Annotated in this window: 27 protein-coding genes; 22 read left to right on the top strand and 5 right to left on the bottom strand. The window is 65.0% G+C overall.

What is annotated here, in order from left to right; genetic code table 11:
- Positions 1-13: 13 nt before the first annotated feature.
- The 5 genes from RFM52_RS05665 to RFM52_RS05685 are packed head-to-tail and all read left to right on the top strand — an operon-like array spanning position 14 to position 5301.
- Positions 14-1540, top strand: coding sequence for a sugar ABC transporter ATP-binding protein (locus RFM52_RS05665; protein ID WP_320294530.1), 1527 nt, complete (start codon positions 14-16; stop codon positions 1538-1540).
- Positions 1537-2568: an ABC transporter permease gene (locus tag RFM52_RS05670; protein ID WP_320294531.1), complete on the top strand. Its 1032-nt coding sequence runs from the start codon at positions 1537-1539 to the stop codon at positions 2566-2568. Before RFM52_RS05665 ends, RFM52_RS05670 begins: the two co-directional genes overlap by 4 nt.
- Positions 2565-3551, top strand: coding sequence for an ABC transporter permease (locus tag RFM52_RS05675; protein WP_320294532.1), 987 nt, complete (start codon positions 2565-2567; stop codon positions 3549-3551). Before RFM52_RS05670 ends, RFM52_RS05675 begins: the two co-directional genes overlap by 4 nt.
- Positions 3552-3571: 20 nt before the next feature.
- Positions 3572-4537 (top strand): carbohydrate kinase family protein, encoded by a 966-nt coding sequence (locus tag RFM52_RS05680; protein ID WP_320294533.1) that lies wholly within the window; start codon positions 3572-3574, stop codon positions 4535-4537.
- Positions 4534-5301, top strand: coding sequence for an SDR family NAD(P)-dependent oxidoreductase (locus tag RFM52_RS05685; protein WP_320294534.1), 768 nt, complete (start codon positions 4534-4536; stop codon positions 5299-5301). Before RFM52_RS05680 ends, RFM52_RS05685 begins: the two co-directional genes overlap by 4 nt.
- Positions 5302-5371: 70 nt before the next feature.
- On the opposite strand, the gene RFM52_RS05690 is transcribed toward RFM52_RS05685, so the two are convergent.
- Positions 5372-6871 carry an HAL/PAL/TAL family ammonia-lyase gene (locus RFM52_RS05690; RefSeq protein ID WP_320294535.1) on the bottom strand — a complete coding sequence of 500 codons (1500 nt, stop codon included), beginning with the start codon at positions 6869-6871 and terminating at the stop codon, positions 5372-5374.
- 313 nt (positions 6872-7184) lie between these two features.
- On the opposite strand from RFM52_RS05690, the gene RFM52_RS05695 reads away from it, so the two are divergent.
- The 8 genes from RFM52_RS05695 to RFM52_RS05730 all read left to right on the top strand — a co-directional run bounded on the left by RFM52_RS05695 (position 7185) and on the right by RFM52_RS05730 (position 13972).
- A complete protein-coding gene (locus tag RFM52_RS05695; RefSeq protein WP_430699230.1) occupies positions 7185-7454 on the top strand; it encodes a hypothetical protein in 270 nt (89 codons plus the stop codon).
- 292 nt (positions 7455-7746) lie between these two features.
- Positions 7747-8949 (top strand): ABC transporter substrate-binding protein, encoded by a 1203-nt coding sequence (locus RFM52_RS05700; protein WP_320294536.1) that lies wholly within the window; start codon positions 7747-7749, stop codon positions 8947-8949.
- Positions 8950-9030: 81 nt separating this feature from the next.
- A complete protein-coding gene (locus tag RFM52_RS05705) occupies positions 9031-9897 on the top strand; it encodes a branched-chain amino acid ABC transporter permease (protein WP_112095129.1) in 867 nt (288 codons plus the stop codon).
- Positions 9898-9904: 7 nt separating this feature from the next.
- Entirely contained in the window at positions 9905-10885 is a 981-nt protein-coding gene (locus RFM52_RS05710) for a branched-chain amino acid ABC transporter permease (RefSeq protein ID WP_320294537.1), read from the top strand.
- A gap of 3 nt (positions 10886-10888) precedes the next feature.
- A complete protein-coding gene (locus RFM52_RS05715) occupies positions 10889-11668 on the top strand; it encodes an ABC transporter ATP-binding protein (protein ID WP_320294538.1) in 780 nt (259 codons plus the stop codon).
- Positions 11665-12387, top strand: a complete 723-nt coding sequence (locus RFM52_RS05720; protein WP_320294539.1) for an ABC transporter ATP-binding protein — start codon at positions 11665-11667, stop codon at positions 12385-12387. The genes RFM52_RS05715 and RFM52_RS05720 overlap by 4 nt, the downstream gene beginning before the upstream one ends.
- Positions 12388-12398: 11 nt before the next feature.
- Positions 12399-13130 carry an aspartate/glutamate racemase family protein gene (locus RFM52_RS05725; RefSeq protein ID WP_320294540.1) on the top strand — a complete coding sequence of 244 codons (732 nt, stop codon included), beginning with the start codon at positions 12399-12401 and terminating at the stop codon, positions 13128-13130.
- Positions 13131-13246: 116 nt separating this feature from the next.
- A complete protein-coding gene (locus RFM52_RS05730) occupies positions 13247-13972 on the top strand; it encodes a GntR family transcriptional regulator (protein WP_320294541.1) in 726 nt (241 codons plus the stop codon).
- Positions 13973-13988: 16 nt separating this feature from the next.
- Here RFM52_RS05730 and RFM52_RS05735 read toward each other — a convergent pair whose 3' ends face one another.
- On the bottom strand, positions 13989-14891 hold the full coding sequence (locus RFM52_RS05735; RefSeq protein WP_320294542.1) for an SDR family oxidoreductase: 903 nt from the start codon (positions 14889-14891) through the stop codon (positions 13989-13991).
- A 97-nt stretch (positions 14892-14988) separates the two neighbouring features.
- Between RFM52_RS05735 and RFM52_RS05740 the strand changes: the two genes are divergently transcribed.
- From RFM52_RS05740 to RFM52_RS05750, 3 genes are all read left to right on the top strand, one after another.
- Positions 14989-15822, top strand: coding sequence for a helix-turn-helix transcriptional regulator (locus RFM52_RS05740; protein WP_320294543.1), 834 nt, complete (start codon positions 14989-14991; stop codon positions 15820-15822).
- A gap of 67 nt (positions 15823-15889) precedes the next feature.
- Positions 15890-16225, top strand: a complete 336-nt coding sequence (locus tag RFM52_RS05745) for a hypothetical protein (protein WP_320294544.1) — start codon at positions 15890-15892, stop codon at positions 16223-16225.
- The gene (locus RFM52_RS05750; protein ID WP_320294545.1) at positions 16212-16403 is read left to right on the top strand and encodes a hypothetical protein; all 192 of its coding nucleotides are present in this window, start codon (positions 16212-16214) and stop codon (positions 16401-16403) included. Before RFM52_RS05745 ends, RFM52_RS05750 begins: the two co-directional genes overlap by 14 nt.
- A 79-nt stretch (positions 16404-16482) precedes the next feature.
- Here the strand turns inward: RFM52_RS05750 and RFM52_RS05755 are convergent, their stop codons facing one another.
- Entirely contained in the window at positions 16483-17436 is a 954-nt protein-coding gene (locus RFM52_RS05755) for a LysR family transcriptional regulator (RefSeq protein ID WP_320294546.1), read from the bottom strand.
- Positions 17437-17521: 85 nt separating this feature from the next.
- On the opposite strand from RFM52_RS05755, the gene RFM52_RS05760 reads away from it, so the two are divergent.
- Positions 17522-18367, top strand: a complete 846-nt coding sequence (locus RFM52_RS05760; protein WP_320294547.1) for a class I SAM-dependent methyltransferase — start codon at positions 17522-17524, stop codon at positions 18365-18367.
- A gap of 50 nt (positions 18368-18417) precedes the next feature.
- Entirely contained in the window at positions 18418-18921 is a 504-nt protein-coding gene (locus RFM52_RS05765) for a hypothetical protein (RefSeq protein WP_320294548.1), read from the top strand.
- Here RFM52_RS05765 and RFM52_RS05770 read toward each other — a convergent pair.
- Positions 18918-19457, bottom strand: a complete 540-nt coding sequence (locus RFM52_RS05770) for an Lrp/AsnC family transcriptional regulator (protein ID WP_320294549.1) — start codon at positions 19455-19457, stop codon at positions 18918-18920. The two genes, RFM52_RS05765 and RFM52_RS05770, sit on opposite strands and share 4 nt — an antisense overlap.
- Before the next feature lie 48 nt (positions 19458-19505).
- Here RFM52_RS05770 and RFM52_RS05775 point away from each other — a divergent pair, with 48 nt between their 5' ends.
- Both RFM52_RS05775 and RFM52_RS05780 read left to right on the top strand, forming a co-directional pair.
- On the top strand, positions 19506-20690 hold the full coding sequence (locus RFM52_RS05775; protein WP_320294550.1) for an MFS transporter: 1185 nt from the start codon (positions 19506-19508) through the stop codon (positions 20688-20690).
- A 91-nt stretch (positions 20691-20781) separates the two neighbouring features.
- Positions 20782-21207, top strand: coding sequence for a GNAT family N-acetyltransferase (locus RFM52_RS05780; RefSeq protein ID WP_320294551.1), 426 nt, complete (start codon positions 20782-20784; stop codon positions 21205-21207).
- Here the strand turns inward: RFM52_RS05780 and RFM52_RS05785 are convergent, their stop codons facing one another.
- The gene (locus tag RFM52_RS05785) at positions 21208-22323 is read right to left on the bottom strand and encodes an anhydro-N-acetylmuramic acid kinase (protein WP_320294552.1); all 1116 of its coding nucleotides are present in this window, start codon (positions 22321-22323) and stop codon (positions 21208-21210) included.
- A 185-nt stretch (positions 22324-22508) separates the two neighbouring features.
- Here RFM52_RS05785 and RFM52_RS05790 point away from each other — a divergent pair, with 185 nt between their 5' ends.
- Positions 22509-23192, top strand: coding sequence for an SDR family NAD(P)-dependent oxidoreductase (locus tag RFM52_RS05790; RefSeq protein ID WP_320294553.1), 684 nt, complete (start codon positions 22509-22511; stop codon positions 23190-23192).
- Positions 23193-23391: 199 nt separating this feature from the next.
- On the top strand, positions 23392-24231 hold the full coding sequence (locus RFM52_RS05795) for a substrate-binding periplasmic protein (RefSeq protein ID WP_320294554.1): 840 nt from the start codon (positions 23392-23394) through the stop codon (positions 24229-24231).
- Positions 24232-24233 lie beyond the last annotated feature (2 nt).

Consider the following 24233-nt stretch of genomic DNA (forward strand, 5'->3'; position numbering starts at 1 on the left):
AGGACTGATGGCCATGCAGACAGCAAAGCACGACATTGCTGTGTCGATGACGGGCATATCGAAGCGGTTCGGTCCGGTGCGCGCCTTGGAAAACGCGAACCTCGAGATCGCGCGCGGCTCGATCCTCGGCCTTGTCGGCCAGAACGGCGCCGGCAAGTCGACCATCATCAAGGTGCTGGCCGGCATCATCAAGCCGGACAGCGGCTCGATCGTCATCAATGGCGAGACCGCGAGCACGCTGACACCGGCGTCGGTCGAAAAGCTCGGCGTCCATTTCATCCACCAGGACAGGCTTCTGGTGCCGACGGCGACCGTCGGCGAAGCTGTCTTCCTCGGTCACGAGATCGGCCTCGGCCCGTTCGTCAGCCGCCGTGCCATGGAGCGCCGCGCGGCCGATTTGCTGAAGCGGTTCTTCGGCATGGAGCTGCCGGCTGGAACCTTGGTCAAGGACCTCACCACGGCACAGCAGAAGGTCGTCCAGATCACCCGGGCGCTGGCACAAAAGGCATCGGTGCTGGTGCTCGACGAGCCGACCGCGGCGCTGGTCAAGCGCGAGGTCGACAGCCTGTTCGACGTGCTGCGCCGACTGCGCGACGACGGCATCGCCGTGGTCTTCATTTCCCATTACATGCAGGAGATCGAGAAGCTCTGCGACCGCGTCACCGTGATGCGCAACGGCACCGATGTAGGCACGGTCGATCCGCGCCAGACGCCGATCGACGAGATCATCTCGATGATGATCGCCCGCGATGTCGGCGAGATGTTCCCGAAGCGCTCGGTCATTTTAGGCACGCCGGTGCTGGAGGTTTCCAATCTGCGCCTCGGCGGCAGCTTCGAGAACATCGGCTTCAACGTGCGCGCCGGCGAGATTGTCGGCCTCACCGGCCTGCTCGGCTCCGGCGCCAAGGAGATCGTCCAGTGCCTGTTCGGCCTCAAGACCGCCGATGGCGGTGAGGTCAAGGTCGAGGGCAGGGAGCTGTCGCTGTCGACGCCGGTCAAGGCGGTGCGCGACGGCATCGCCATGCTGCCGGAAGACCGTCGCGCCCATGGCGTCGCGCTAGGTCTTTCGGTGCGCGAGAACATTTCCTTGGCCAGCCTGCGCCGCTACTCGCGGGCTGGCATGGTCAGCCGTGGCGCTGAGAACCAGGCGGTGGACAGCCTGATCAAGGAACTGTCGATCAAGACGCCGCATCGCGACGCGCTGGTGCGCGAGCTCTCGGGCGGCAACCAGCAGAAGGTGGCTATCGCCAAATGGCTGAGCTGCCAGTCGCGTGTCTATGTGCTGGACGAACCGACGGTGGCCGTCGATGTCGGCGCCAAGGTCGAGATCTACAACCTCCTGAATCGCCTGGCGGGCGAGGGCGCGGCGATCCTGCTTCTGTCCTCCGACCTGCTCGAATTGGTCGGCGTCTGCGACCGCGTGCTGGTCGTCTATCGCGGCAGGCTTGCCGGCAGTTTCTCCGGTCCTGCGATGAACAGTGACGCGCTGCTGGCTGCTTCGTCAGGCGCGCGCTCGAACGCTGACGGAGTGGCCGCATGAGCGCGACTGTTCTCCACACTGAAGTCGGCGTCTCCGACGAAAAGCAAGCCGCCGCCAAGAGCGCCGGCCGGCGCTTCGGCGCGCTCGTCGTGCGGCTTGGCGCGATCGCTGCCTTTGCCGCGATCATGGCCTATTTCGTCATCTTCGCGCCGGGCTTCACCTCGACCTTCAACCTGATCAACGTCGTCGAGCAGTCGGCGATCCTGGGCGTGCTCGCCTATGGCATGACGGCCGTGATCATCGGCGGCGGCTCCGATGTCACCGAAGGCGGCATCGACCTGTCGATCGCCGCCAATATGGGGCTCTGCGCCGCCGTCTATGCGACGCTCCTGTCGATGGGTTATGGTGACCTCCTCTCGGTGCTCGCGGCGATTGCCGTCGGCATGGCGGTCGGCGCGCTCAACGCGCTTGCCGTGGTCGGCCTCGGCATCCTGCCGCTGCTCGCCACGCTTGCCGTGCTCAATGTCGCGGCCGGCATGGAACTCACGCTCACCCAGAACACGGTCGTCGGCGCATCCTCCCCACTGCTCGGCGTGCTGGTGTCGGGGAGCTTCCTCGGCGTCTCCGCGCTTGCCTGGGCGCTGATCGTCTTCTCCGCGATCATGATCGTGGTCGTTCACGGCACGTCGTTCGGGCTCAGGCTCTACGCTGTCGGCGGTCATCCGGAAGCAGCCCGCGCGGCCGGTCTCAGCGTGCCGTTCTATGTGTCCTTCACCTATGTGCTGAGCGGCTTCTGCGCGGCGGTGGCGAGCATCCTCACCGTCTCGCGCCTTTCGGCCAGCACGCCCGGTTCCGGCGAACTGCTTCTGTCGGTGCTGGCCGCGGCACTGCTCGGTACCGTCTTCTCGCGCCGCTTTGTGCCGACCATGGGCGGCACGCTGCTCAGCGTTCTCTTCATCGGCCTCCTCGCCAACGGCTTCCAGCTGCTCAACGTCTCCAGCTACTGGGTCAACGGCGTGCAGGGCGCGCTGATCCTGCTGGTGGTGGCCATCACATCCTTTGCCCGCGGTTCGGAGGGTTCGCGATGAGCGTCTCGGCCAACGACAACGCAGCCAAGGTGAGTGTGCGCGGCTTCCTCGCCAAATACAGCGTGCTCATCGCCTTCGCGGCCATCGTCATCTTCTTTTCGGTGGCGAGCCCGACCTTCCTGACGCCGGCCAACCTCTTCAACGTGCTGGTCAACAACGTCGTCATGCTGGCAATCGTTGCGCTGGGGCTGACCATCGTCATCTCGTCGGGCGGCATCGATCTTTCGGTCGGCGTGTCCGTCGACATGGCGAGCATGGTCTTCGTCATGCTCTTGGCCGCCGGCTATAGCGGCGTGGTCGGCGTCGCGGGCGGACTTGGCGCGGCGCTGATCGTCGGCATCCTCAACGCGATCCTGATCACCCGGCTCAACATCAGCCCCTTCCTGGCGACGCTCGGCGTGCTCTTCATCGGCCAGAGCACGCAGCAGCTCGCGACCAGCGGCGGCCAGCCGATCTATCTCACCAGCGGCTATGCCGCTGACCAGTTCAACGCCATCGCCCGCACGGCTCTGTTGGGCGTGCCGACCCCGGTTATCGTACTGATCGTGCTCGCCGTCGCGGTCCATCTCCTGCTGCATCGTTCGGTCTTCGGCCGCTATGTCCAGGCGATGGGCGCGCAGCCCGGCGTCGCCTGGTATTCCGGCATCCGCGTGCCGCGCGAATTGTCGATGGTGCATGTGCTGTGCGCGCTGCTCGCGGGCGTCACCGGCATCCTGCTCTCGGCGACGGTGAAGTCCTACGTGCCGCTGTCGGGCAATGCCTTCCTGCTCGACGCCATCGGCGCCACCTTCATCGGCACGACGCTCAGCCGCGAGCGCAAGCCCTCGGTCATCGGCACGCTGCTCGGCGTGTTGCTGCTCGCCATCGTCAAGAACGGGCTGCTGCTCGTCGGCTGGAATTTCTACTGGCAGCAGGTCGGCATCGGCGTGCTCGTCTTCCTGGTGCTGGCCGCGAGCTTCGGCCTGCGCCGCGCCGCCCATTGAGTTCGAAAGGTAAGTCAGCCATGCCACAATTCGACGTCAGCTCGATCGGCTTCTACGTCCTCGACATCCTCGGACGTCCAGTCTCTCGCATCCCCGAAGGCGGCCGCGCCGACTATATCGAGGAGATCCGCATGACCGTTGCCGGCACGGCAGGCGCGACCGGCATGGACTGCGCCATCCTCGGGCTGAAGACTCGCGCCGTCACCACGCTCGGCACCGACGACATGGGCGACTGGTTCCTCGCCAAGCTCAAGAAATACGGCCTGGAGACGAGCCTCGTGCGCCGCGACGGCAGCCTCCAGACCTCGTCCACCATTCTGCCGGTGCGGCCGAACGGCGAGCGTCCCGCCTTGCATGTGCCCGGCACCGCCACCTTGTTTGACGTCGCCGATACCGATCTCGACGCCGCGCTCGACGCGACCGTCGTCCATGTCGGCGGCACCGGCCTGCTGAAGCGTTTCGACGGCGAGCCGACGGTGCGGCTTTTGAAACGCGCCAAGGAACTTGGCCGCGTCACCACCTTCGACCTCATCCAGGCGACGCCGGAGACATGGAAGCTGGTCGAGCCCTGCCTGCCCTACATCGACTATTTCGTGCCGAGCATCGACGAGGCCGGCGAGATGGCGCATGACCGCGATCCGGCCCGCGTCGCCGCCTTCTTCAAGGCGAGGGGCGTGAAGAACTGCATCCTCACCCTCGGCGCCGGCGGCGTCTATGTCTCGCCCGAGCATGGCGAGGATTTCCATCTACCGGCCTTCGAGGTCGAAGTCTTCGACACGACAGGCTGCGGCGATTCCTTCACAGCCGGCATCATCGTCGGCATCGTCAAGGGTTGGGATCTGAAGCAGTCCGCGCGCTTTGCCAGCGCGGTCGCCGCCAAGGTGGCGATGGGGCTCGGCTCCGACGGCAAACTCGTTTCATTCGACGACACGATCGCGGCGATGAACTTGCTCCCGGTCAAGACATCAAAGGTGGAAGCAGCATGACCATTCTCTCTGAGGCCAAGGGCAAGACGGCTCTCGTGACCGGCGCCAGCCGTGGCATCGGCAGGGCGCTCGCGAAAGGGCTTGCCGAAGCGGGCTTCGATGTCGCCATCACCGATCTGCCGTCGCAGGCGGCCGAGCTCGACGTCACCAAGGGCGAGATCGAGGCGGCCGGCCGCAAGGCCTATGTCTACACGATGGATGTCAGCAAGAAGAAGGACATCGAGGCGACCGCGCAGGCCCTGCTCGAGGCGGCGGGCAGCATCGACGTGCTGGTCAACAATGCCGGCATCCTGAAGCCCAGCCTGCTGCAGGATCTCGACGAAGCCAATTGGGATGCGCATTTCGATATCAACGCCAAGGGCGTGCTGATGATGTGCCAGGCGGTGCTGCCGCATATGCGCGCCAGGAAGTCGGGCCGGGTCATCAACATCGCCTCGATCGCCGGCCGGCAGGGCGTGCCGACGCAGGGCCACTACGCCGCGACCAAGGCGGTGGTGATCACGCTGACGCGTGTCCTGGCGCAGGAGGTCGGCATGGACGGCGTCACCGTCAACGCGATCTGCCCCGGCATCATCCTGACCGAGATGGGCAAGAACAATCTGGGCAGCGAAGCCGCGATCCGCCACTGGGAGGACGTCGCCGCGCTGAAGCGCCTCGGCGCGCCCGAGGATGTCGTCGGCCCGGTGCTGTTCTTCGCCTCGGATCTCTCGGCCTTCGTCACCGGCCAGGCGCTCAACGTCGACGGCGGCATCTACTACCACTGAGGCTCAGGGCGCCCCGAAGAGTACCTTCGTGTGAAGGGAAGTGCGGTTGCAGCGGGCCTCTTGGCCCGCTCTACAGCAGCCGCGGCCCCGCCACCATGCGCGCCACCCGCGCCATGTCGGCGCTCATCTCGCGGTCGTCGTCGAGCGGGGCGACCAGCGCCCGAACGGCTTCATAGCTGCGCCGCGGGCCTTCGCCCATGTTGTCCAGCACGCCGCGCAGCTCGACGCCTGTGGCGGCGAAGATCAGCTCCATCGCCACCAGATAGCGCAGGCGCTCGACGATCCCTGCCGTCTTGGCCACGACGCGCGGCGCCATCGACGACTGGTCCTCGACACCATCCGAGATGGCCAGGGGGCTGAGCGACATCGGATTGGCGAGGTGCCGGATTTCCGCTTCGAGCGCCGCGACCGGCTTCTGCAGTTCCGCATAGCCCTGGCGGCTGCCGCCTCTGGCCGACAGGAAGCGCGGCAGTTCCGCCACCGTCGGCGACATCAGCTTCATCGAGCGGTTGGCGGTGCCGACCGCGCAATGCGCCAGCGCCTGGCCGAGGTTTTCCCAGGTCAGCGTGAATGCGGTCAGGTCGAAATTGCCGTTGGAGACGACCCGCTCCGCCTCGGGCAGGATAACGGGATTGTCGCCGGAATGGCCAAGCTCGATCTCCGTCGCCAGCTTCGCCTGCTCATAGGCGTGGAGCAGGCCGCCCCACACTTGGGGCACGCAGCGGAAGCTGAGCGGATCCTGCAGCCGCCGCGCGGCATTCTCCTGCCACAGCCCGGAGCCTGAAAGCTCGGCCCGCAGCCTTGCGCCGATCTCGACCTGGCCGAAGGCCGGCCGCGCCGCCAGCGCATCCTCGTCGATGGCCTTGAGCGACGAGCGGAATGCCTCGTAATTCAGCGCCACCGCCGCCAGCGACCAGTCGATCAGGCACGCAACTTCTTCGAGCGCCAGGCACGCCGTTCCGGTCGAAAGGCTGTTGGCGACGATGATGGCGTGGCCGTCCTTCTCGCGCAGGTCGAGCGGTTCGAGTCCGGCGAGCTTCAATGCCTCGGCGGACGGCATGATCCGGCCTTGATATTCCGTCTCGCCATCGCCGCGCAGCGCCCACGCCAGATGGCCGAGCGGCGCGAGATCCGCGGCGCCCACCGATCCCCAACTCGGAATGACCGGATGAACGCCGGCGTTAAGCGCTGCGATCAGGCCCATGACGACGCCTTCCGAGGTGCCGGTGCCGCCCGCGGCCATGCCGCAGATGCGTGCGACCAGCAGCGCCCGCACAGCCTCGGTCGACAGCGACGGGCCGGCGCCCATCGAGTGGCTGAGCGGCACGCTGTGCTGGAAGGCGATCAGGTCGGCTTGCGCCAGCGGCGTGTCGACACAGGCGCCAAGCCCGGTGGTGACGCCATAGAGCGGCTTGCCGAGCTGGGTGAGATGCTCGATGAGGGCGCGGCTTGCGCGGATGCGGCGCATGGCTTGCTCGCCAAGCACGAGCCGGGCATTGCGCCGCGCGATCTCGGCGACATCGCCTGCGCTTAGCGGCTTGGCGTCGAGGACGATCACTCTGGCTGTCATCTCGCGGCTATTCCTTTGGCCTCCGGGCTGGTGGCCGAACGAATGCAGGATATCCGGCATCGGAGCCCGCCATTGTCGAAAATCCGCCGTCGCGATTGCCGATATTTTTCGGCGATCCGGATAGGGGGCTCGACAGACAAAATTTCCCGCGTCGATGTCCCACGAGGTCAAGCCTCGCTCGTCTTGAGGTCGGAAGCAACGAAAGGAACCGACCATGACTGTCAGCGGTGTGCGGACCCGCCCGTGTGGGAACTTTTGCTCCGCTGGCGATTTTGGATATGCTGCAAATCCAAATTGCCGGAAGGTCGCTGCTATGACGAAACATTTTGCAATCGCCGCGCTCATGCTTGCCGCGGCAGCCGTGATGGTCGGCCGGGCTTCCGCCGGCGAACATCGTCACCGCGTCACCGAGCATGAGCGTTATGTTCCGGCCAGTGACGACATCATCGACACGCTGTTCGGCGGTCCGCGCTACTACGACCAGCAAATGTCCACCACGCCGGCGGGGGCCTGCTCGTATCACCGCGTCGGGCCGGACGCGAATGCGGTGAACGACATCAACGATCACTATTGCGGGAAGTAGGATTCCCGGCGGCATTCCTCCGGAGCCGGCTTTCGACAGGCCTCGGCCACCTTTGCGTTTATGGTTCCTGCGACCCTATCGCAGTCGCTGGGGTGGCTGCCGTTGACGAGACCTGGCCCCCTTTGAACGCTGATCTTGTTATGGTTGGCGGGCCATCGCGCACATTCGGCCCAGATATTGTATACAATGTTGAAGAAAGATGTTGACAATCGACGCCGGCCGGTTTCCCTTACGCTATACGCGCAGCCTACGAGCAAAACACAAAGCGCGATAACCAAGGGGAACTACCGATATGATCAACCGTCGCTCGACTCTGAAATCAATGGCGCTCGGCGCCGTCTCGACCCTGGCCATTGCCGCTGTCGGCATTTCGTCCGCGCAGGCTGAAAACAAGGAACTGAAGATCGGCTTCGTCGGCGTCACCAGCGGTCCGGCCGCCGCCTGGGGCACCTCGAACGTACGCTCGATGCAGACCCGCGCCGCCTGGCTCAACGAGACCGGCGGCGTCAAGATCGGCAATGACACCTACAACATCAACATCGTCACCTTCGACGACCAGAAGGACCCCAAGCGCGCCATCGCCGGCATGGAAAAGATGGCGCAGGAGGGCGTCCACTATGTCGTCGGCCCGAATGTCGATGACGGCGCCGCCGCTGTGCGCCCCGTCGCCGAGGCCAACGGCATCATTTATTTCCCCTACGCTTTCCCCAAGGCGCTCTACCAGAAGCCGGCTTCGAATGCCGTGCTCGGCATGATCGCCAACTACCAATCCGGTCCGGCGATCTATAAATATCTCAAGGAAAACAAGGGCGTGAAGAAGATCGCCTTTGTCGCCGCCAACGAATCCGATCCGCTCAGCCAGCGCGACGGCGGCGTCGAGGCGGCCAAGGCGCTGGGCCTCGAGATCGTCGCCCAGAACGACACCTACCAGAACGACACCCGCGACTTCACGCCGGTGCTGACGCCGATCGTGGCGCTGAAGCCCGACCTGCTGGTGCTGTCCGGCGTAGCGCCGGCCAACGCGCCGCTGCTCATCCGCGCTGCCCGCGAGCTCGGCTATGAAGGCCTGATCTCGACCGAAACCGCCCAGGACGCCAAGGTTCTGGAAGAAGGCGCCGGCGAATACGCCAACGGCTTCATCTCCGTCGGCGGGGCTTCCACGCCAGAGATTGCCTCCGACACGATGAAAGAGTTCGTCACCCGCTACACCAAGATGTTCGGCGAATACAACGACGAGTCCAACACCAAGGTCTACGCGTTGGAATACATTCTCGACACGCTGAAGGCCAATCCGGCGGCCATCAACGACGTCGCCGAATTCAAGAAGACCATGGACACCTTCACCGCGCCCAATCCTTTCCTCAAGGGCGACGCCAAGCTGGGCTATGTCGGCATGACGTCCTTCGGCCAGAAGCGCCAGTTGTCGGTGCCGATGGTGGTCAACGAATACAAGGATGGCGCTTTCCAGACCCTGTTCGTCGGCTCCGTCGACTAGCGTTACCTTCGAGCGTCAATTCCTCAAGCTTGCCGCGGGGCCGGTCGATAGGCCGGACCCCGCGGGAGATCGAAGGTATCCATGGAACAGGTCATCGCCAACGGATTGTATCTCGGTGCCCAATACGCGCTGATCGCGCTGGGGCTCACCCTGATCTTCGCCCTGATGAACGTGCTCAATTTCGCCCACGGCCAGATGTATGTGCTGGGCGGGTTCATAACCTACACCGTCTACGGCCAGCTCGGCCTGCCTTTCGTGGTGGCGTTGCTCGCCTCCGGCGTGACGCTCGCCGTCATCGGCGCGCTGATGGAGAAATTCCTCTTCCGCACCGTCATCAGGCGCAGTCATCGCGAGGAAAGCACGATGCTGCTCGCCGCGGCGACGGCTTTCTTCTTCGACGCCGTCATCCTGCTCCTCTTCGGCGAAAAGCAGCGCGGCGTTCCCAAGATCGTCAAGGGCGTCTTCAACGATGCCGGCATCATCATGCCTTACGACCGGCTGGTCGTCGGCGCGCTCGCCATCGTCTTCATCGCCGCTTTCGTGCTGTACATGCAGTACAGCCGGGTCGGGCGCGCCATGCGGGCGCTCGCCCAGGACCGCGTCGCCGCCCAGCTGATGGGTGTCAGGGTCGACCGCTATTCGATGATCGGCTTCGCCATGGGCGCGATGCTGGCCGGCGTCGTCGGCGGGCTGCTGGTCACCATCACCGGCGTCAATTCCGGCATTGGCGGGCCGATCTCGATCAAGGCCTTCCTGATGGTGATGATCGGCGGCGCCGGCGTCGTCGGGGGCGCGATCGCCGGCGGCTTCATCCTCGGCATGATGGAGTCGGTCGGCCTCACCGTGCTGCGCGAATATGGCGACGTGACCTACCTCGTGATCTTCGCCGCCCTGATGGTGTTCCTGTCGGTCCGTCCGAACGGGCTGATGGGCAAGCCGTGGGGTTGATCGCGCCATGACCCTCAATCGCAACACCAGGATCGCCGCGGTCGTCGCCTTTCTCGCGATCGTCTTTGTCGTCGTGCCGGCCGCGATCTCGTCGAGCGGCCGCTTCGACCTCTATTACACGCTGACCTCGGTGGCGTTGCTCAGCATCGCCAGCGCCGGTGTCTGGCTCACCTTCTATATCGGCCGCATCAACATCGGCCAGGGCGCCTACGCGCTGACGGGCGGCTATGTTTCGGCCATACTGGTCATGAACCATGGCTGGTCGTTCTGGCTGACGCTCCCGGTCGCGGGTCTGTTCTGCGCCGGTGCCAGCGTGCTGATCGGCCTGCCGATCCTGCGCCTGCGCGGCGTCTATTTCGCCATGGTCACGCTGGTGCTGACCGAGGTGGCGCGCCTGCTTGCGCTGGCGCTGCCGATCACCAACGGCGCCAAGGGCATCGTCAGCATCCCGCTGCCAGGTGCGCTCTCGGTCTTCGGCATCACGCTGATCCCCGATTTCGCCACGCTGCAGAATTCGCGGCTTGCCTTCTACCTGTTGGCGGTCACGCTGATGGTGGTCTGCTTCGCGGTCATGTACCGGCTGGTCAATTCGCGCATCGGCAAGCTTTGCCAGTCGCTGCAGCAGAATGAGGAGCTCGCTTCCTCGATCGGCGTCAACATCGCATGGCTGCGCGTCATCGCCTATGCCGTCTCGTCCTTCTTCGGCGGCGTTTCCGGCGCCATCTTCGCCGCCATCTCGCAGTCGATCTACCCGTCGAGCTTCACCGTCACCGATTCCGTCAACTTCATGCTGAACTGCTTCCTCGGTGGCCTGGGTTACGTGTTCGGTCCGATGCTCGGCACGCTGGTGCTCTATTTCGGCTGGGATCTTCTGTTCCAGACCGGCCAGTTCCAGTTGCTCATCTATTCCGGCCTGATGATCGTCCTGATGCTGGTTCTGCCCAACGGCCTGCTCAGCCTTGCCGAAATGACCCGGAAGAAGGGTTGAGCCATGGCCGAAATGCTCGAAGTCTCCGGCATCACCAAGCGCTTCGGCGGTCTCGTCGCGGTCAACAACGTCTCCTTCTCGGTGCGCGAAAAGGAGATCCTGTCGGTCATCGGTCCGAACGGCGCCGGCAAGTCGACTTTGTTCAAGCTGATCTCGTCGTTCCTCAAGCCTACGACGGGCGAGGTGCGCCTGAAGGGCGAGCGCATATCGGGTCTCGCCCCGCACATCGCCGCCCGCAGGGGCGTCGTGCGCACCTTCCAGGAGACGACGATCTTCAAGAACATGAGCGTGCGCGACAACGTCATCATCGCGCACCATCTGCGCTCGAAGGCGAGCCTCTTCGGCTTCTTCCTCGGCACCGGCGCGGCGAAGGCCGACGAAGCGGCCTTCGGCCAATCGGCCGACGAGATCCTCGCGCTGCTCGGCCTCTCCTCGCTCGCCAACGAGACCGCCCGCAACCTCCCGCACGGCCATTTGCGGGCGCTGGGCATCGCCATCGGCCTTGCCACCAACCCGTCCATCCTGTTGCTCGACGAGCCCTTTGCCGGCATGAACCACGACGAGACCATGCGCATGGTGGAAATGGTGCGGCGCCTGCGCGAGCGCGGCCTGACCATCCTCCTGGTCGAGCACGATATGCCGGCCGTGATGAAGATTTCCGACCGGCTCGTCGTGCTCAATTTCGGGCAGAAGATCGCCGAGGGAACGCCGTCGGAGATCCAGGCCGATGAGAAGGTGATCGAAGCCTATCTCGGCAGCGAAGACGAGGCGATCGGCCTATGAACCAGATCCTGAACTTCGCCAATGTCGAGCTCTACTACGACCACGTATACGCGCTGAAAGGCGTCTCGCTCGAGGTCAACGAAGGCGAGACCGTCGCGCTGATCGGCGCCAACGGCGCCGGCAAGTCGTCGATCCTTCGCGCCATCACCGGCCTGCGCAAGATCAGGTCCGGCGAGATCCATTATGGCGGCAAACGCATCGATGGCGCCGCGCCCGACGAGATCGTCAAGATGGGCATCGCCATGGTGCCGGAAGGGCGCCGCGTATTTCCTTACATGTCGGTCAGGGACAACCTGCTGATGGGCGCCTTCACGCGCACCAGCAAGACCGAGATAGCGGCGTCGATGGAGATGGTGCTGGGGCGGTTTCCCCGGCTGAAGGAGCGCTTCTCGCAGGCCGCCGGCACGATGAGCGGCGGCGAACAGCAGATGCTGGTCATCGGCCGCGCGCTGATGGCGAAACCGAAGCTCTTGCTGCTCGACGAGCCTTCGCTCGGCGTCGCGCCCAAACTCGTCCAAGACATCGCCCGCTCGATCGTCGCCATCAACCGCGACGAGAAGGTCAGCGTGCTGCTGGTCGAGCAGAATTCGCGCATGGCGCTGCGCATCTCGCAGCGCGCCTATGCGCTGACCACCGGCAGCGTCGCGCTGAGCGGCAACTCCGCCGAATTGCTGGCCGACGACCGGGTCAAGCGTCTTTATCTCGGCGGCGAGATCTGAGGCTGATTGGAATGCGCATCCTCGTCATCAATCCCAACACTACCCAATCGATGACCGCCAAGATCGGCGAGGCGGCGGCAAGCGTCGCCTCCAGCGCGACGGAGATCGTCGCCGTCAATCCGGCCGACGGCCCGCCGAGCATCGAGGGCTATTTCGACGAGGTCTTCGCCATTCCGGGCATCATCGCCGAGATGGGCAAGGCGCCGGCCGCGGATGCTTACGTTATCGCCTGCTTCGACGACACCGGGCTGGATGCCGCGCGCTGCGCCACTGAGGCTCCCGTCATCGGCATCGGCGAGGCGGCGTTCCATATGGCGAGCCTTGTCGCAGGCAAATTCAGCGTCGTCACCACGCTTGCCCGCTCGGTGCCGGCGATCGAGCACAATCTGGCGAAATACGGCCTTGCCTCGCGCTGCGCCAAGGTGCGCTCGTCGGAAGTCGCCGTGCTCGAGCTCGAACGTCCGGGCTCGAATGCAAGACACAGGATTTCGCAGGAGATCGCGCGCGCCATCCGCGAGGATCATGCCGAGGCGATCGTGCTCGGCTGCGCCGGTATGGCCGACCTCGCGCACAGCCTGTCCGAGGAGCACGGCGTTCCGGTGCTTGACGGCGTCGTTTGCGCCGTCACGCTGGCCGAGAGCCTGTTCAAGGTCGGCTTGAAGACATCGAAGATCGGTGGCTACGCCGCGCCTCGTGGCAAGCGCTTTTCGGGCGTTTTCGCCTCGCTGTCGCCGACCGGCTGAGAGGAGATCCTGTACGACCGGCTGCCGGGATTGACCCTCGCGCAAGCCATATTAGATTGAACTCACCTCTACCGGTGGAGGCAAATCAGGCGTGTTGCGCCTGCGCGTTGAAGAGCATGCTGACAGTCCTCAAGGAAGAAGATCGAGACGACAGGCCCGCAGCGCGCTGGTCGCCGATCTATTATGGGTTGAGGGATGCCATCGTCAGCCATCGCCTCGCGCCGGGCACCAAGCTGCCGGAGGACGAACTCGCCTCGATCTATTCGGTGAGCCGCACCGTCGTTCGCGCCGCCTTGCAGGCACTCGCGCATGACCGGCTGGCCCGGCTCGAGCCCAATCGCGGCGCCTTCGTCGCGCAGCCCTCGAAGATCGAGGCGCGCGAAGTGTTCGAGGCGAGGGCGCTGATCGAGCCCAAGGTGGCGGCACTCGCCGCCAGAGCCGCGGTGCCATCCGACATCGCGCAACTGAGACAGCATCTCGAAAAGGAGCACGAGGCGCTGCATGACGGCCGCGACAGCGACGCCATCATGCTGTCGGCGCGCTTCCATGTCGGCATCGCCGAGATCGCCGCGCATTCGGTGTTCACCAACTTCGTGCGCGACCTCGTCTCGCACTCCTCGCTGATCATCGCGCTTTACTGGAAGCGTCGCGACGCCACATGCGAGAAGCACGCCCACCATGCGTTGGTCGATGCGATCGAGGCCGGCGATAGCGCCGACGCGGCCGCCCTGATGAACAGCCATCTGGTCGACCTTTTGTCCGGGCTCGATCTCACCGACAAAGTCGAAAAGTCTGACAGCCTGGCGGACCTGCTGCAGACGGCGGTCCAGCCGGGTCGCTGAACCGCCAAGGATATGGCTAGGCCGCGGCCGCCTGCGAATAATCCATCCGTTCGAGGTCGGCGATCAGGCCGGGTCCGGTCGGCTGCCAGCCGAGATGCGCACGCGTCCATTCGCTCGATGCCGGCATATCGAGGCCGGCGAAGATGGAAAGCCATCCGAAATGGTCGGCTGCTTCTTCCTGCGACAGCGAGACCACCGGCACGTTGAGGCCGGCGCCGATCACTTCCGCGATCTCGCGCATGGCAATGCCTTCCTCCGCGACGGCGTTGTAGCGCACTCCGGCTTCCTGCTTGTCCAGCGCCAGGCGGTAGAGCTTGGCGACATCGAGCACGTGCGCTGCCGACCACCGGTTTTGGCCTTCGCCAAGATAGGCCGACACGCCCCTGGTGCGGGTGATCTCGATGAGCGGGGTGATCAGGCCCTGCTTCACCGTGTCATGCACCTGCGGCAGCCGCACCACCGATACTTTGACGCCCTTCTCGGCCATCGCCGCGCCGGTGAGCTCGGACCGGATGCGCGGATTGCGGTGTTCGGTGTTGAAGATGTCTTCTCTCGCGGGCTGCCCGTGCTCGCCCGAACCCATGCCCACGCCCGACGTGATGATGAGCAGCCGGTCCGAGCCTGCGAGCGCCCCGCCCAGCGCTTCGATGACGCGCTTGTCCTTCTCGCAATTGGCGACGAAGTTCGCAAAGTTGTGGTCGAAGGCGGTGTGGATCACCGCATCCGACTTCGCCGCGCCGTCGCGCAGGCTATCGAGATCTTCGATGTCGCCGCGATGGGGCTCGGCGCCAGCCGCCGTAAGCGACCGCGCACCGGCTTCGGAGCGGGTCAGGCCGAGCACATGGTGCCCGGCGGCAAGAAGTTCGGGCACGATCCTGGAACCAATGAAACCGGTCGCGCCGGTAAGGAATACACGCATGGGGGATCTCCTCTGTTGTTCGGAGGCCCTTCTCGCGCTATAAATCATCCTGTTAAAGTAGTGACTTTATCATGGTATAATAATCAACAGGATCGTCATGCCTGCGCAGACCGTCAACAAGCTCGGCAATTTCCTGCGGGATCGCCGCATGCGCCTCGACCCGGTCGCCTTCGGCTTCGTCCCGGGGCGGCGGCGCACGCAGGGGCTGCGCCGCGAGGAGGTGGCGCAGCGCGCCAATATCAGCCCGACCTGGTACACCTGGCTGGAGCAGGGCAGGGGCGGCGCGCCGTCCGCCGACGTGCTGAACCGCATCGCGACCGGACTGATGCTGACAGAGCCCGAGCGCGAGCATTTGTTCATGCTGGGCCTCGGGCGACCGCCGGAAGTCCGCTACAGGAACGTCGACAGCGTGACGCCGCGCCTGCAGCGCGTGCTCGACGCCTTGGACCCGAGCCCCGCCATCATCAAGACCGCAACCTGGGACGTGGTTGCCTGGAACCGTGCCGCGGCCGCGATGCTGACCGACTATTCCAAGCTGCCGCGCGAACAGCGCAACATCCTGCGCTTGATGTTTGGGAACTCGCGCGTGCGCGACGCGCAGGACGATTGGCAGAGCGTCGCCCGCTTCGTGGTCGGATCCTTCAGGGCGGATGCCACGAGGGCGGGCGCAGGCGCGGAAATCACCCAGCTCGTCGAAGAGCTTTGCCGGATCAGTCCGGAATTCGAGGCGCTGTGGCGCGACAATGACATCGTTGCGGCCCATGGCGAGGGCGTGAAGCGCCTGCGGCATCCCGAGATCGGACTGATCGAGCTGGAGTTCTCGGTCTTTGCGGTCGACGGCCGGCCCGAGCTCGGCATGATCGTCTACAACCCCGCGACACCCGCCGACGCCGAGCGGATTCAGTCGCTGATCGCGCCCCGCTCCGGCTAGTGGCGTGTCCGTTGTCTTTGCTTCGCGGAGCGCCCGAGATTGGGCCGCAGAACCAGGGAGGTATTGCATGAGCTTCGATATGAAATGGTCTTCGTCCGAGAAGAAGGTCGCCCGCAGCGCATTCGATAAGGCGCTGGAGGTGGCGCTAAGCAAGACACTGGCCGAATTCAAAAGGAAGGCCAGCGACGCGGCGACGTTTTCCGACATGTGGGAGATCGAAGACCATCTGCGACAGCAACGGCGAAACCTTGAGCAGATGTTCGACTATCGCTACTCGCAGCTAATCGTTGTCTTTGGCAGTCTTATCCGGGATGGGTATCTCGACGAGAAGCTCCTTGTCGGTTTGTCGCAAGACAAACGGGAAGAGATAAGCAGGTTCCTTTCCTGGCATGCGAGAGAATAGCGCGCGCGAGAACTACCTCCGTGTCGCCGCGCGCCTCAGCGCCTGCAGCGGCTGGCTGAAGCTCCCGCACGAAAGCACGGCGCATGCGCCCGGCATCGCCGAAACCGCTGTGCTCGGCGATATGGTCGAGCGGCGCGTTGCTGGTCCCCACCGCCATTCGCGCGGCTTCGAGCCGTAGCCGCACCACGGATTTCGTCGCCATGCAGCTCGAATATCCGCAGATGCATCCAGCCCAGTGAAGCGCCAGATGTGAAGCGTCAGCTTTGCGGCCGTTTGCCCGATCGCTTCGGGGAAGCATCAACGCCGCCCGGTTGCCTGATGTGGTCGATGAAAGCCCTCAGCTTGGGCAGCACCTGGTGCCGTTCGGGGTAGTAGAGAAATACGCCCGGCGTGGTCACCGCGAAGCGGCCTAGCAGCGCCTGCAGGCGCCCGTCGGCGATGGGCGTTTCGGCGATCGGGCCTGGCACCTGCGCCAGCCCGACACCCTGGATCGCCGCGCCGAGAAGCGACGGATAGTCGTGCGCAATCAGTGGTCCCGAGACGATCGCCTCGACGGTCTTGTTGCCATCGACAAAGGACCAGGGCGCGACCGAGCCGTTCGAGCGGCGCATGCGCAGGCAGGCATGGTCGCGCAGATCCTCGATGCGCTCAGGTGCCGCGCGCCGGCGCAGATAGTCGGGACTGCCGACGACCGCCATCGGGAAGGACGGTGTCAGCCGGACCGCGACCATGTCGGGCGCGACCAGGTCGCCCATGCGGATGCCGGCGTCGAACCCTTCGGCGGCGAGGTCGGCCAGTTCGCCGCTGGCGACGATCTCCAACTCGATCTCGGGATAGGCCTGGCAGAAGGAGGCGATCATCGGCTCCAGCAGCACCGGCACAACGGCCGGCGGCACTGAAAGACGCAACAGCCCGGCCGGCCGCTGGCCCATGCCGCGCGCGATCTCGCTCGCGGCGATCAGTTCCTCGAAGGCTGGTCGGGCACGCGCGAAAAAACGCTCGCCGGCTTCGGTCAGGCCGACGCTGCGCGTGGTGCGGATGAAGAGCGCCGCGCCAATGCGCGCTTCGAGCGTGCGTATTGCCTGGCTGATCGCCGACGGGGTGACGGCAAGCTCGCCCGCCGCCTTGCGGAAATTGCGGTGCCTGGCGACGCTCAAGAACGCCTCGACACCATCGAGCGCGCCGTGCCTGACTGTGAAGTTCTGCTTCATGACCCATCGACATTATCGCGGATAGTTTCCGTCTGAAAGCGGTCGTATTTCTGCTGTGACCCGGAAGGCTGAAAGGAAGTGGGCAATGACCGATGAACTCGATCGCGTGCGCGATCACTACCGCGCGACCGGCCTGACCGATCGGTTGAAGACCGCGCTGGCGGTCTTTGGATCGGAAGAACAGCGTCTGAAGCCCGAGCAACTGGCCACGCTCGACCAGTTCCACACCCGTGGGCTGGCCGCGACGGCCGAGCTCGCCAATCTGGCCGTCATCGACGCCGACATGTCGGTGCTGGACGTCGGATCTGGCGTCGGCGGGCCGGCTCGCTTCCTCGAGGCGACCTATGGCTGCAAGGTGACTGGCCTCGATCTCAGCGAACCTTTCGTAGAGGCCGCGCGCTATCTGACCGCGCGAACCGGCCAGGACGACAACGTGTCGTTCGAAACCGGCAGCGCGTTGGCGCTACCTTTCGAAGACGGCCGGTTCGACGCCGCGCTTTTGCAGCATGTGGCGATGAACATTACCGACCGGCCACTGCTCTATCGCGAGATCAGGCGTGTGCTGAAGCCGGGTGGAAAATTCGCCACCTTCGACGTCGTGCTCAATGGCGGCGATCCGCTCTATCCGGTGCCGTGGGCGAAGACGCCCGGCGAAAGCTTCCTGCTGACGGCCGAAGCGACCTGCGAGGCGATCGAGGCCGCCGGCTTCGGCACGCTCGTGCGCCGCGACGACACCGCTGCCGCCAAGGCCTGGTTCGCCGAGCTCCGCGTCTCCGGCCCGCCACCGCTCAATCTCGGCATCGTCATGGGGCAGGGTTTCGCCGAACCCACCACCAATCTTGGGCGCAATCTGATGCAAGACCGGCTGGGCATCCTCACCGCGGTGTTCGAAGCCGTCCCGGTCAACGGAGCAATTCCAGGAAAAGTGTGAGCGGTTTTCCGTCCGGAATTGCGCAAAGAACTGACAATTAGGAGGCGAAGATGACACCAGCGATGATCCTCAACATCCACCTTGCGCTGGGCTACGTGCCATGGCTGCTTTGCTTCGCCGCCTATATCTGGCCAAGGCTGAGGTCGATGGAGCCATTAGAGGCGCAGCGCGCCATCGCCACGTTGCACAGCTTCCGCTTCTTCGGGCTCGTCTTCCTCATCCCGGGCATCACCGGACCGGACTTGCCCGCCGGCTTTGCTGCCTTCGCCGCCTATGGCGACTTCGCGACCGGCCTGCTCGCCATGCTGGCGCTGTTCGCAGTGGCGAGGCCCGCGATCTTCTGGCCGTCGGTTGTCGCCTTCAACCTCGTTGGCGTGGTCGACCTTGTCGGCGACTACTATCACGGCGTCACGCTCGACCTCCCCGGCCATGCCGGGCAGTTGGGCGCGACCTACGCGATCCCGATCCTCTACGTGCCGCTTTTGATGATCACGCATGTCGCGGCGTTCTATCTGCTGGCGCGTTCCAGGCGCCATCAGTTGGCGGCGACCTAATACATCGGATTCGCCATGTGCTTCGGTGCCGGCCATTCACTGGTGATCTCCGGCTGCACCGGACGCTCGAGATAGGTCGACAGCACCACATAGCTGCGCGTCGAGGTCACGCCGGGCGTGTCATAGAGGCGGGCCAGCAATCCTTCCAGTGCCCGAGTGTCCTCGGTGCGCACCTTGAGCAGCATGCAGGTGTCGCCGGCCACCGTATGGATCTCCTCGACCTCCGGATATTTGGAGACCGCCATCAGTTCCGGCGTCTTGCCCCAGCCCCTGGTGTCGATATGCACGAAGGCAAGCAGAGGCTTCTTCACCGCTCGCGGATCGATGATCGCCGATGTGGCGCGGATGGCGCCGCTGCGCTTCAGCCGCTTGACCCGCTCATGCGCCGCCGGCGGCGACAGGCCGACGCGCTCGCCGAGCTCGGCATAGCTGATGGTCGCGTCCTCGACGAGAACGCCTAATATCTTTCGGTCTATGGGGTCGATCTCACGGGTCGGAGGCTTGTTCCGCTGAATGTCATCTGTTTCTACGTCCATATGGAAATTCTCCATTGATGCGGAATTTAGTTCGGCCATTATGATGATATGTCGAACAGTGATCAATCAGCAATTTTGACCGCGGCGCCGCGTGCGCCGATCCCGGCGACCGCCTATCTGCTGACGGGCTGCATCGCCGTCATCGGCTCCAATTCGCTGGTTCTGGGACCCATTGCGCCGGCCGTCGCGGCATCGTTCGGCGCCAGCGTGCCGGCGGTGATGACGGCCGCCGCCGCCTTCGGCCTCGGCACGTCGGCCAGCGCGCTCTTCCTTGCCCGCTACATCGACCGGATCGGCGCGCGCCGCATGCTGCAGGGCGCATTGCTGCTACTGGCCATCGCGCTGGTCGCCAGTGCCCTCGCGCCGACGGTAATGGCGTTGGTGGTCGCCCAACTCGTAGCCGGCATTGCCGCCGGTATCGCCATGCCGGCTATCTATGCCAGCTCGGCCGCGATCGCGCCGCCCGGCCGCGAGAGCGGCACCATCGGGGTGGTGCTGACGGGCTGGACGCTTTCGATGGTCGCCGGCGTTTCGCTGTCCGCCGTGATTGCCGATCTCATCCACTGGCGCGCCGTCTTCGCCGCCGTGGCGCTGCTGGCGGGAGCGGCCGTTGGCGGCCTGGCGATGAGCTCGCTTCACGACACCAGGAAAAGCGGTCCGGCGCCGTCGCCGCTCGGCGCGCTCGCCGTTCCCGGTATCGTGCCGCTGCTCATTGCCTGCGGCGCCTTCATGACCGCCTTCTATGGTGTCTACGGCTATCTCGGCGATCATCTCCATGAAGCCCTCGGCGAGCCGGTCAGCGCCAACGGCCTGGCGGCGGTTGCCTACGGCCTCGGCTTCGGCGCGGCCGCCTTGCTCGATGGCGTCATCGATCGCGTCGGCGCGCGCCGTGTCATGCCTTTCGCCTATCTGCTGGTCGCCGCCGTCTACGTCGCGATCGCCCTGGCCAGCACCGGCTTCGGCCTGCTGATCGCGACGATCGCCGCCTGGGGCCTGGCCAACCATTTCGGGCTGAACGTGCTGGTCATGCGCCTGACCGCGCTCGACCCGTCGCGCCGCGGCACCATCATGGGCCTGAACAGCGCGGTCACCTATCTCGCCGTCACCGTCGGCACCGCAGGCTTCGGCCCGCTCTATACGAGCCTCGGCTTCTCCAATTGCGCCCTGATCGCCGCCGGATTGATGCTGGTGGCGGCAGGCGCCGCGGCGTGGCGCTCAGCCGGTCCTCGGTAACAGGCCCCGCTCTTCGCTTGCGGCCGGAAAACCGTTTCGCGCTTTTCCTGGAATTGCTCTAAGGCTGGCTTGCGAACCGGAGCCGCAGCCGATGAAGACCAACCTCGAGATCACCGCCGAGCCCATGCCGCGGGACCTTGCTTTTCTGGGCGAAAGTCTCACCGCCTTCAACGATGCCGATGTCGGCGCGTCAGGCCGAAAGCCGATCGCGGTTTTCGTGCGCGACGAGCATGGCGTCATCGTCGCCGGCATCTCCGGCTACACTGCGTGGGGCTGGCTCTACGTGCAGTGGCTGTGGGTCGACGAAAGGCTGCGCGGCCGGCGCACAGCCGCCGGTATGCTCGACGCCGCCGAACGGGAAGCCATCGCGCGCGGCTGCCACGGCGCCTGGATCGACACCTTCAATCCGATCGCCGAAAAGGTTTATCGGCGCCAGGGATATGAGCCATTTGGATCGCTGCCCGATTTTCCGATCGGCCGCAGCCGCATCTTCCTGCAGAAGAAATTGCAGCCCTGATCAGCCAGCCAGCTTTCCGCCGCGCATCGGCTCGGGCGCGCCGGTGGTGCTCGGAAAGCTGATCGGCAGGCCGCGCAGCACGCGCACGGCGAGGAAAGCAAAACACTCCGCTTCGACCGCGTCGCCCTTCCATCCGAGCGTTTCGGCCTGCACCACTTCGACGCCGGCGCGGCTCTCGAGCATCGCCATCATCGTCGGGTTGTGGCGGCCGCCGCCGCTGACCGCCAGCCGCTTCGGCCGGCGCGGCAACAGGTCGAGCGCCTTGCCGACGGCCGACACGGTGAAGGCCGTTAATGTCGCAGCACCATCCTTGGCGTCGAGCCCGTCGGCCATCGCCGCGGTGAAGTCGAAGCGGTCGAGCGATTTGGGATAGGGTTTGGTGAGATAGGGATGCTTGAGCAGCCGGGCGAGCCGTTCCTCGTCGACCTTGCCGGCGGCGGCCAGCCTGCCGTCGCGGTCCATCTCGCCGAGGCCCTTCAACTTGATGAAATCATTGACCGGCGCGTTGGCCGGCCCGGTGTCGAAAGCGACGATATCGCCCTTGCCGTCCCACCAGGTGATGTTGCCGACGCCGCCGAGATTGAGCACGGCGGTGTCGCCGCTGACGTCCGCCTGCTTGAGCAGCGCCGCGTGATAGGCGGCGGCCAGAGGCGCTCCTTGCCCGCCGGCCGCGACATCGGCCGAGCGGAAATCATAGGCGACCTTGGTGCCGAGCAGCGACGCCATCAGCTCGCCGTCGCCGAGCTGGCGCGTACGGCCGGTCCGCCCTGGCTGCGGCGCGCGATGCAGCACGGTCTGGCCGTGGAAGCCGACGACGCCGATATCGGTCATGCTCATGCCCTGGCTCTCGACCAGATCCCTGACCGCGGCCGATTGCGCGCGCGTCAGCGCCTCCTCGGCTTCGCGAAAAATCGCCGGCTCCGGTCCCTCGAAATTCCAGGCGCGCGCCTGGCGCAGCGTCTCTTCGAGCAGGGCGCGGATCGACTGCGGGTAGGGGGCTAGCGTGTAGGTGCCGGTGTTGGCGATGCGCTCGCCGTCCGTCTTGATCAGCGCCACGTCGATATTGCCGTCGAGCACCGTGCCGGTCATCAGGCCGACGGCCCAGATTGGTTCCATGGTCGTTCCTCGAATCGCCATTCATCCACGTGTCGGACGGATCGGTCCGGCAGGCAAGTCTTCCGCCGCGCCCTTGCGGGTGCCTTTTGCGCCAAATGGCGAAAATCGAGCAACCACGTTCTTGCCTCTCGCCGCCAAAGGCGCGAGCCTGCGGGTCCGACATCGATCCCAAAGGAGGAAACGGCATGGCAGCCAATGTTGCGGTGATCGCGGGCGCCGGGTCCGGGCTAAGCGCCTCGCTGGCACGGCTCCTCTCCAGGGAAGGCTTGCGCGTCGTCCTTGCTGCCCGCAACGTCGACAAGCTGGCCGCGCTGGTCAAGGAAACCGGCGCTCAAGCCGTGGAAACCGACGTGTCTGACGTGGCCTCCGTCGAGCGGTTGTTCGAGGCGGCCGACAAAGCGGGTCCGCTCGAAATTGCCGTCTTCAACGCCAGCGGTCGCACGCGCGGTCCGATCACCGAGCTCGATCCCGAGGCGGTCAAGCAAGCTCTGCTCGTCGGCGCCTATGGCGGTTTCCTGGTTGGTCAGCAAGCAGCGCGCCGGCTTCTTGCGCGCGGCTCCGGCTCGATCCTGTTCACCGGCGCCAGCGCAAGCCTCAAGGGCTTTTCCGGTTCCGCCGGTTTCGCCATGCCGAAATTCGGCCTGCGCGGGCTGTCGCAATCGATGGCGCGCGAGCTCGGCCCGAAGAACATCCACGTCGCGCATTTTATCATTGACGGCCAGATCGCCTCGCCCGCGAGGACGCCCGAGCGGCCGGACAGCCACCTGTCGCCCGATGCGATCGCCGAGACTTATCTGGCTACCCATCGCCAGCATCGCAGCGCCTGGAGCTTCGAGGTCGATCTCAGGCCTTGGGTCGAGACGTTCTGACGATCAATTGCCCGAGGCAGTAACACGCCTCTTCGCGCGCCTCTGTTATTTTAGGGGCTCTGCATATTTCTGATAAAATTTTAGTGATCTACTATATAAAAAGGCAGGGTGTGAAAGATACCTTTACTTAACTTCGGCGTGCATACTGCGGATTGGTCAGATTTGTTGTCCGGCTCTCCTGCACGAATTGAGAACGCGCATGCCGCTTACACGTCGCACGCTGTTTGCAGCCGGAGGCGGAGGGCTGCTGATCGCGCAGGCGCAAGTCGTGGCCGCGCAAGGACAACAGACCCAGAACCCCGCCAAGCCTATCGTGAGCGACAACAAGTTGCGCATCGCCATGCCGGCTTTCGCTTCCGATCCCTTCTTTCCGGCCGACGGCTCGGGGGACAAGGGCGTCGATATGGATCTGGCGCGCGGCATAGCTGCGGAGCTTGGCGTCGAACCGGCGTTCGACCGGTCCGCCTTGACCTTCGACGCCATGGTGCAAAAGCTGACCTCGGGTGAGGCGGATCTGGCGATCGGCAAGTTAAGCCGCACCCTTCGGCGCGGTCGCTCGATCCTCTATTCGCGGCCCTACGCCATGCTGCACCAGGGGCTGCTCGCCAACCGCGTGAACCTGGCGCGCATTGCGCAAGGCAAGCCGCCCGAACAGATCATCCGCGATTTCTCCGGCAATCTCGGCGTGATCGAGGGCTCGTCCTTCGCCACCTATGCGGCGACCACTTTCCCGCACGCGCAGATCCGCCGCTTCGCGGGCTGGAACACGGTTGTCGACGCGATCCGCAACGGCGGGATCGACCTCGCCTATCGCGACGATTTCGAGATCAAGAAGCTGATGGTCGACGATCCCTCGATGACGGTGGTCGCGCGCTCGATCACGCTGACGGACAAGGTCGACACGATCGCGGTCGGCATCAGTCCGGACAATCCGCATCTCGCGGCCTTTGTCGATCTCTATCTCGATCTGGCAAAGGGCCAGCAGGTCCTCAACACCGACGAGATCATCGCGCGCTATCGCCAGGGGAGCAAAGCCTGACA

The organism is Mesorhizobium humile (genome assembly GCF_033977215.1).
Classification (GTDB): Bacteria; Pseudomonadota; Alphaproteobacteria; order Rhizobiales; family Rhizobiaceae; genus Mesorhizobium; species Mesorhizobium humile.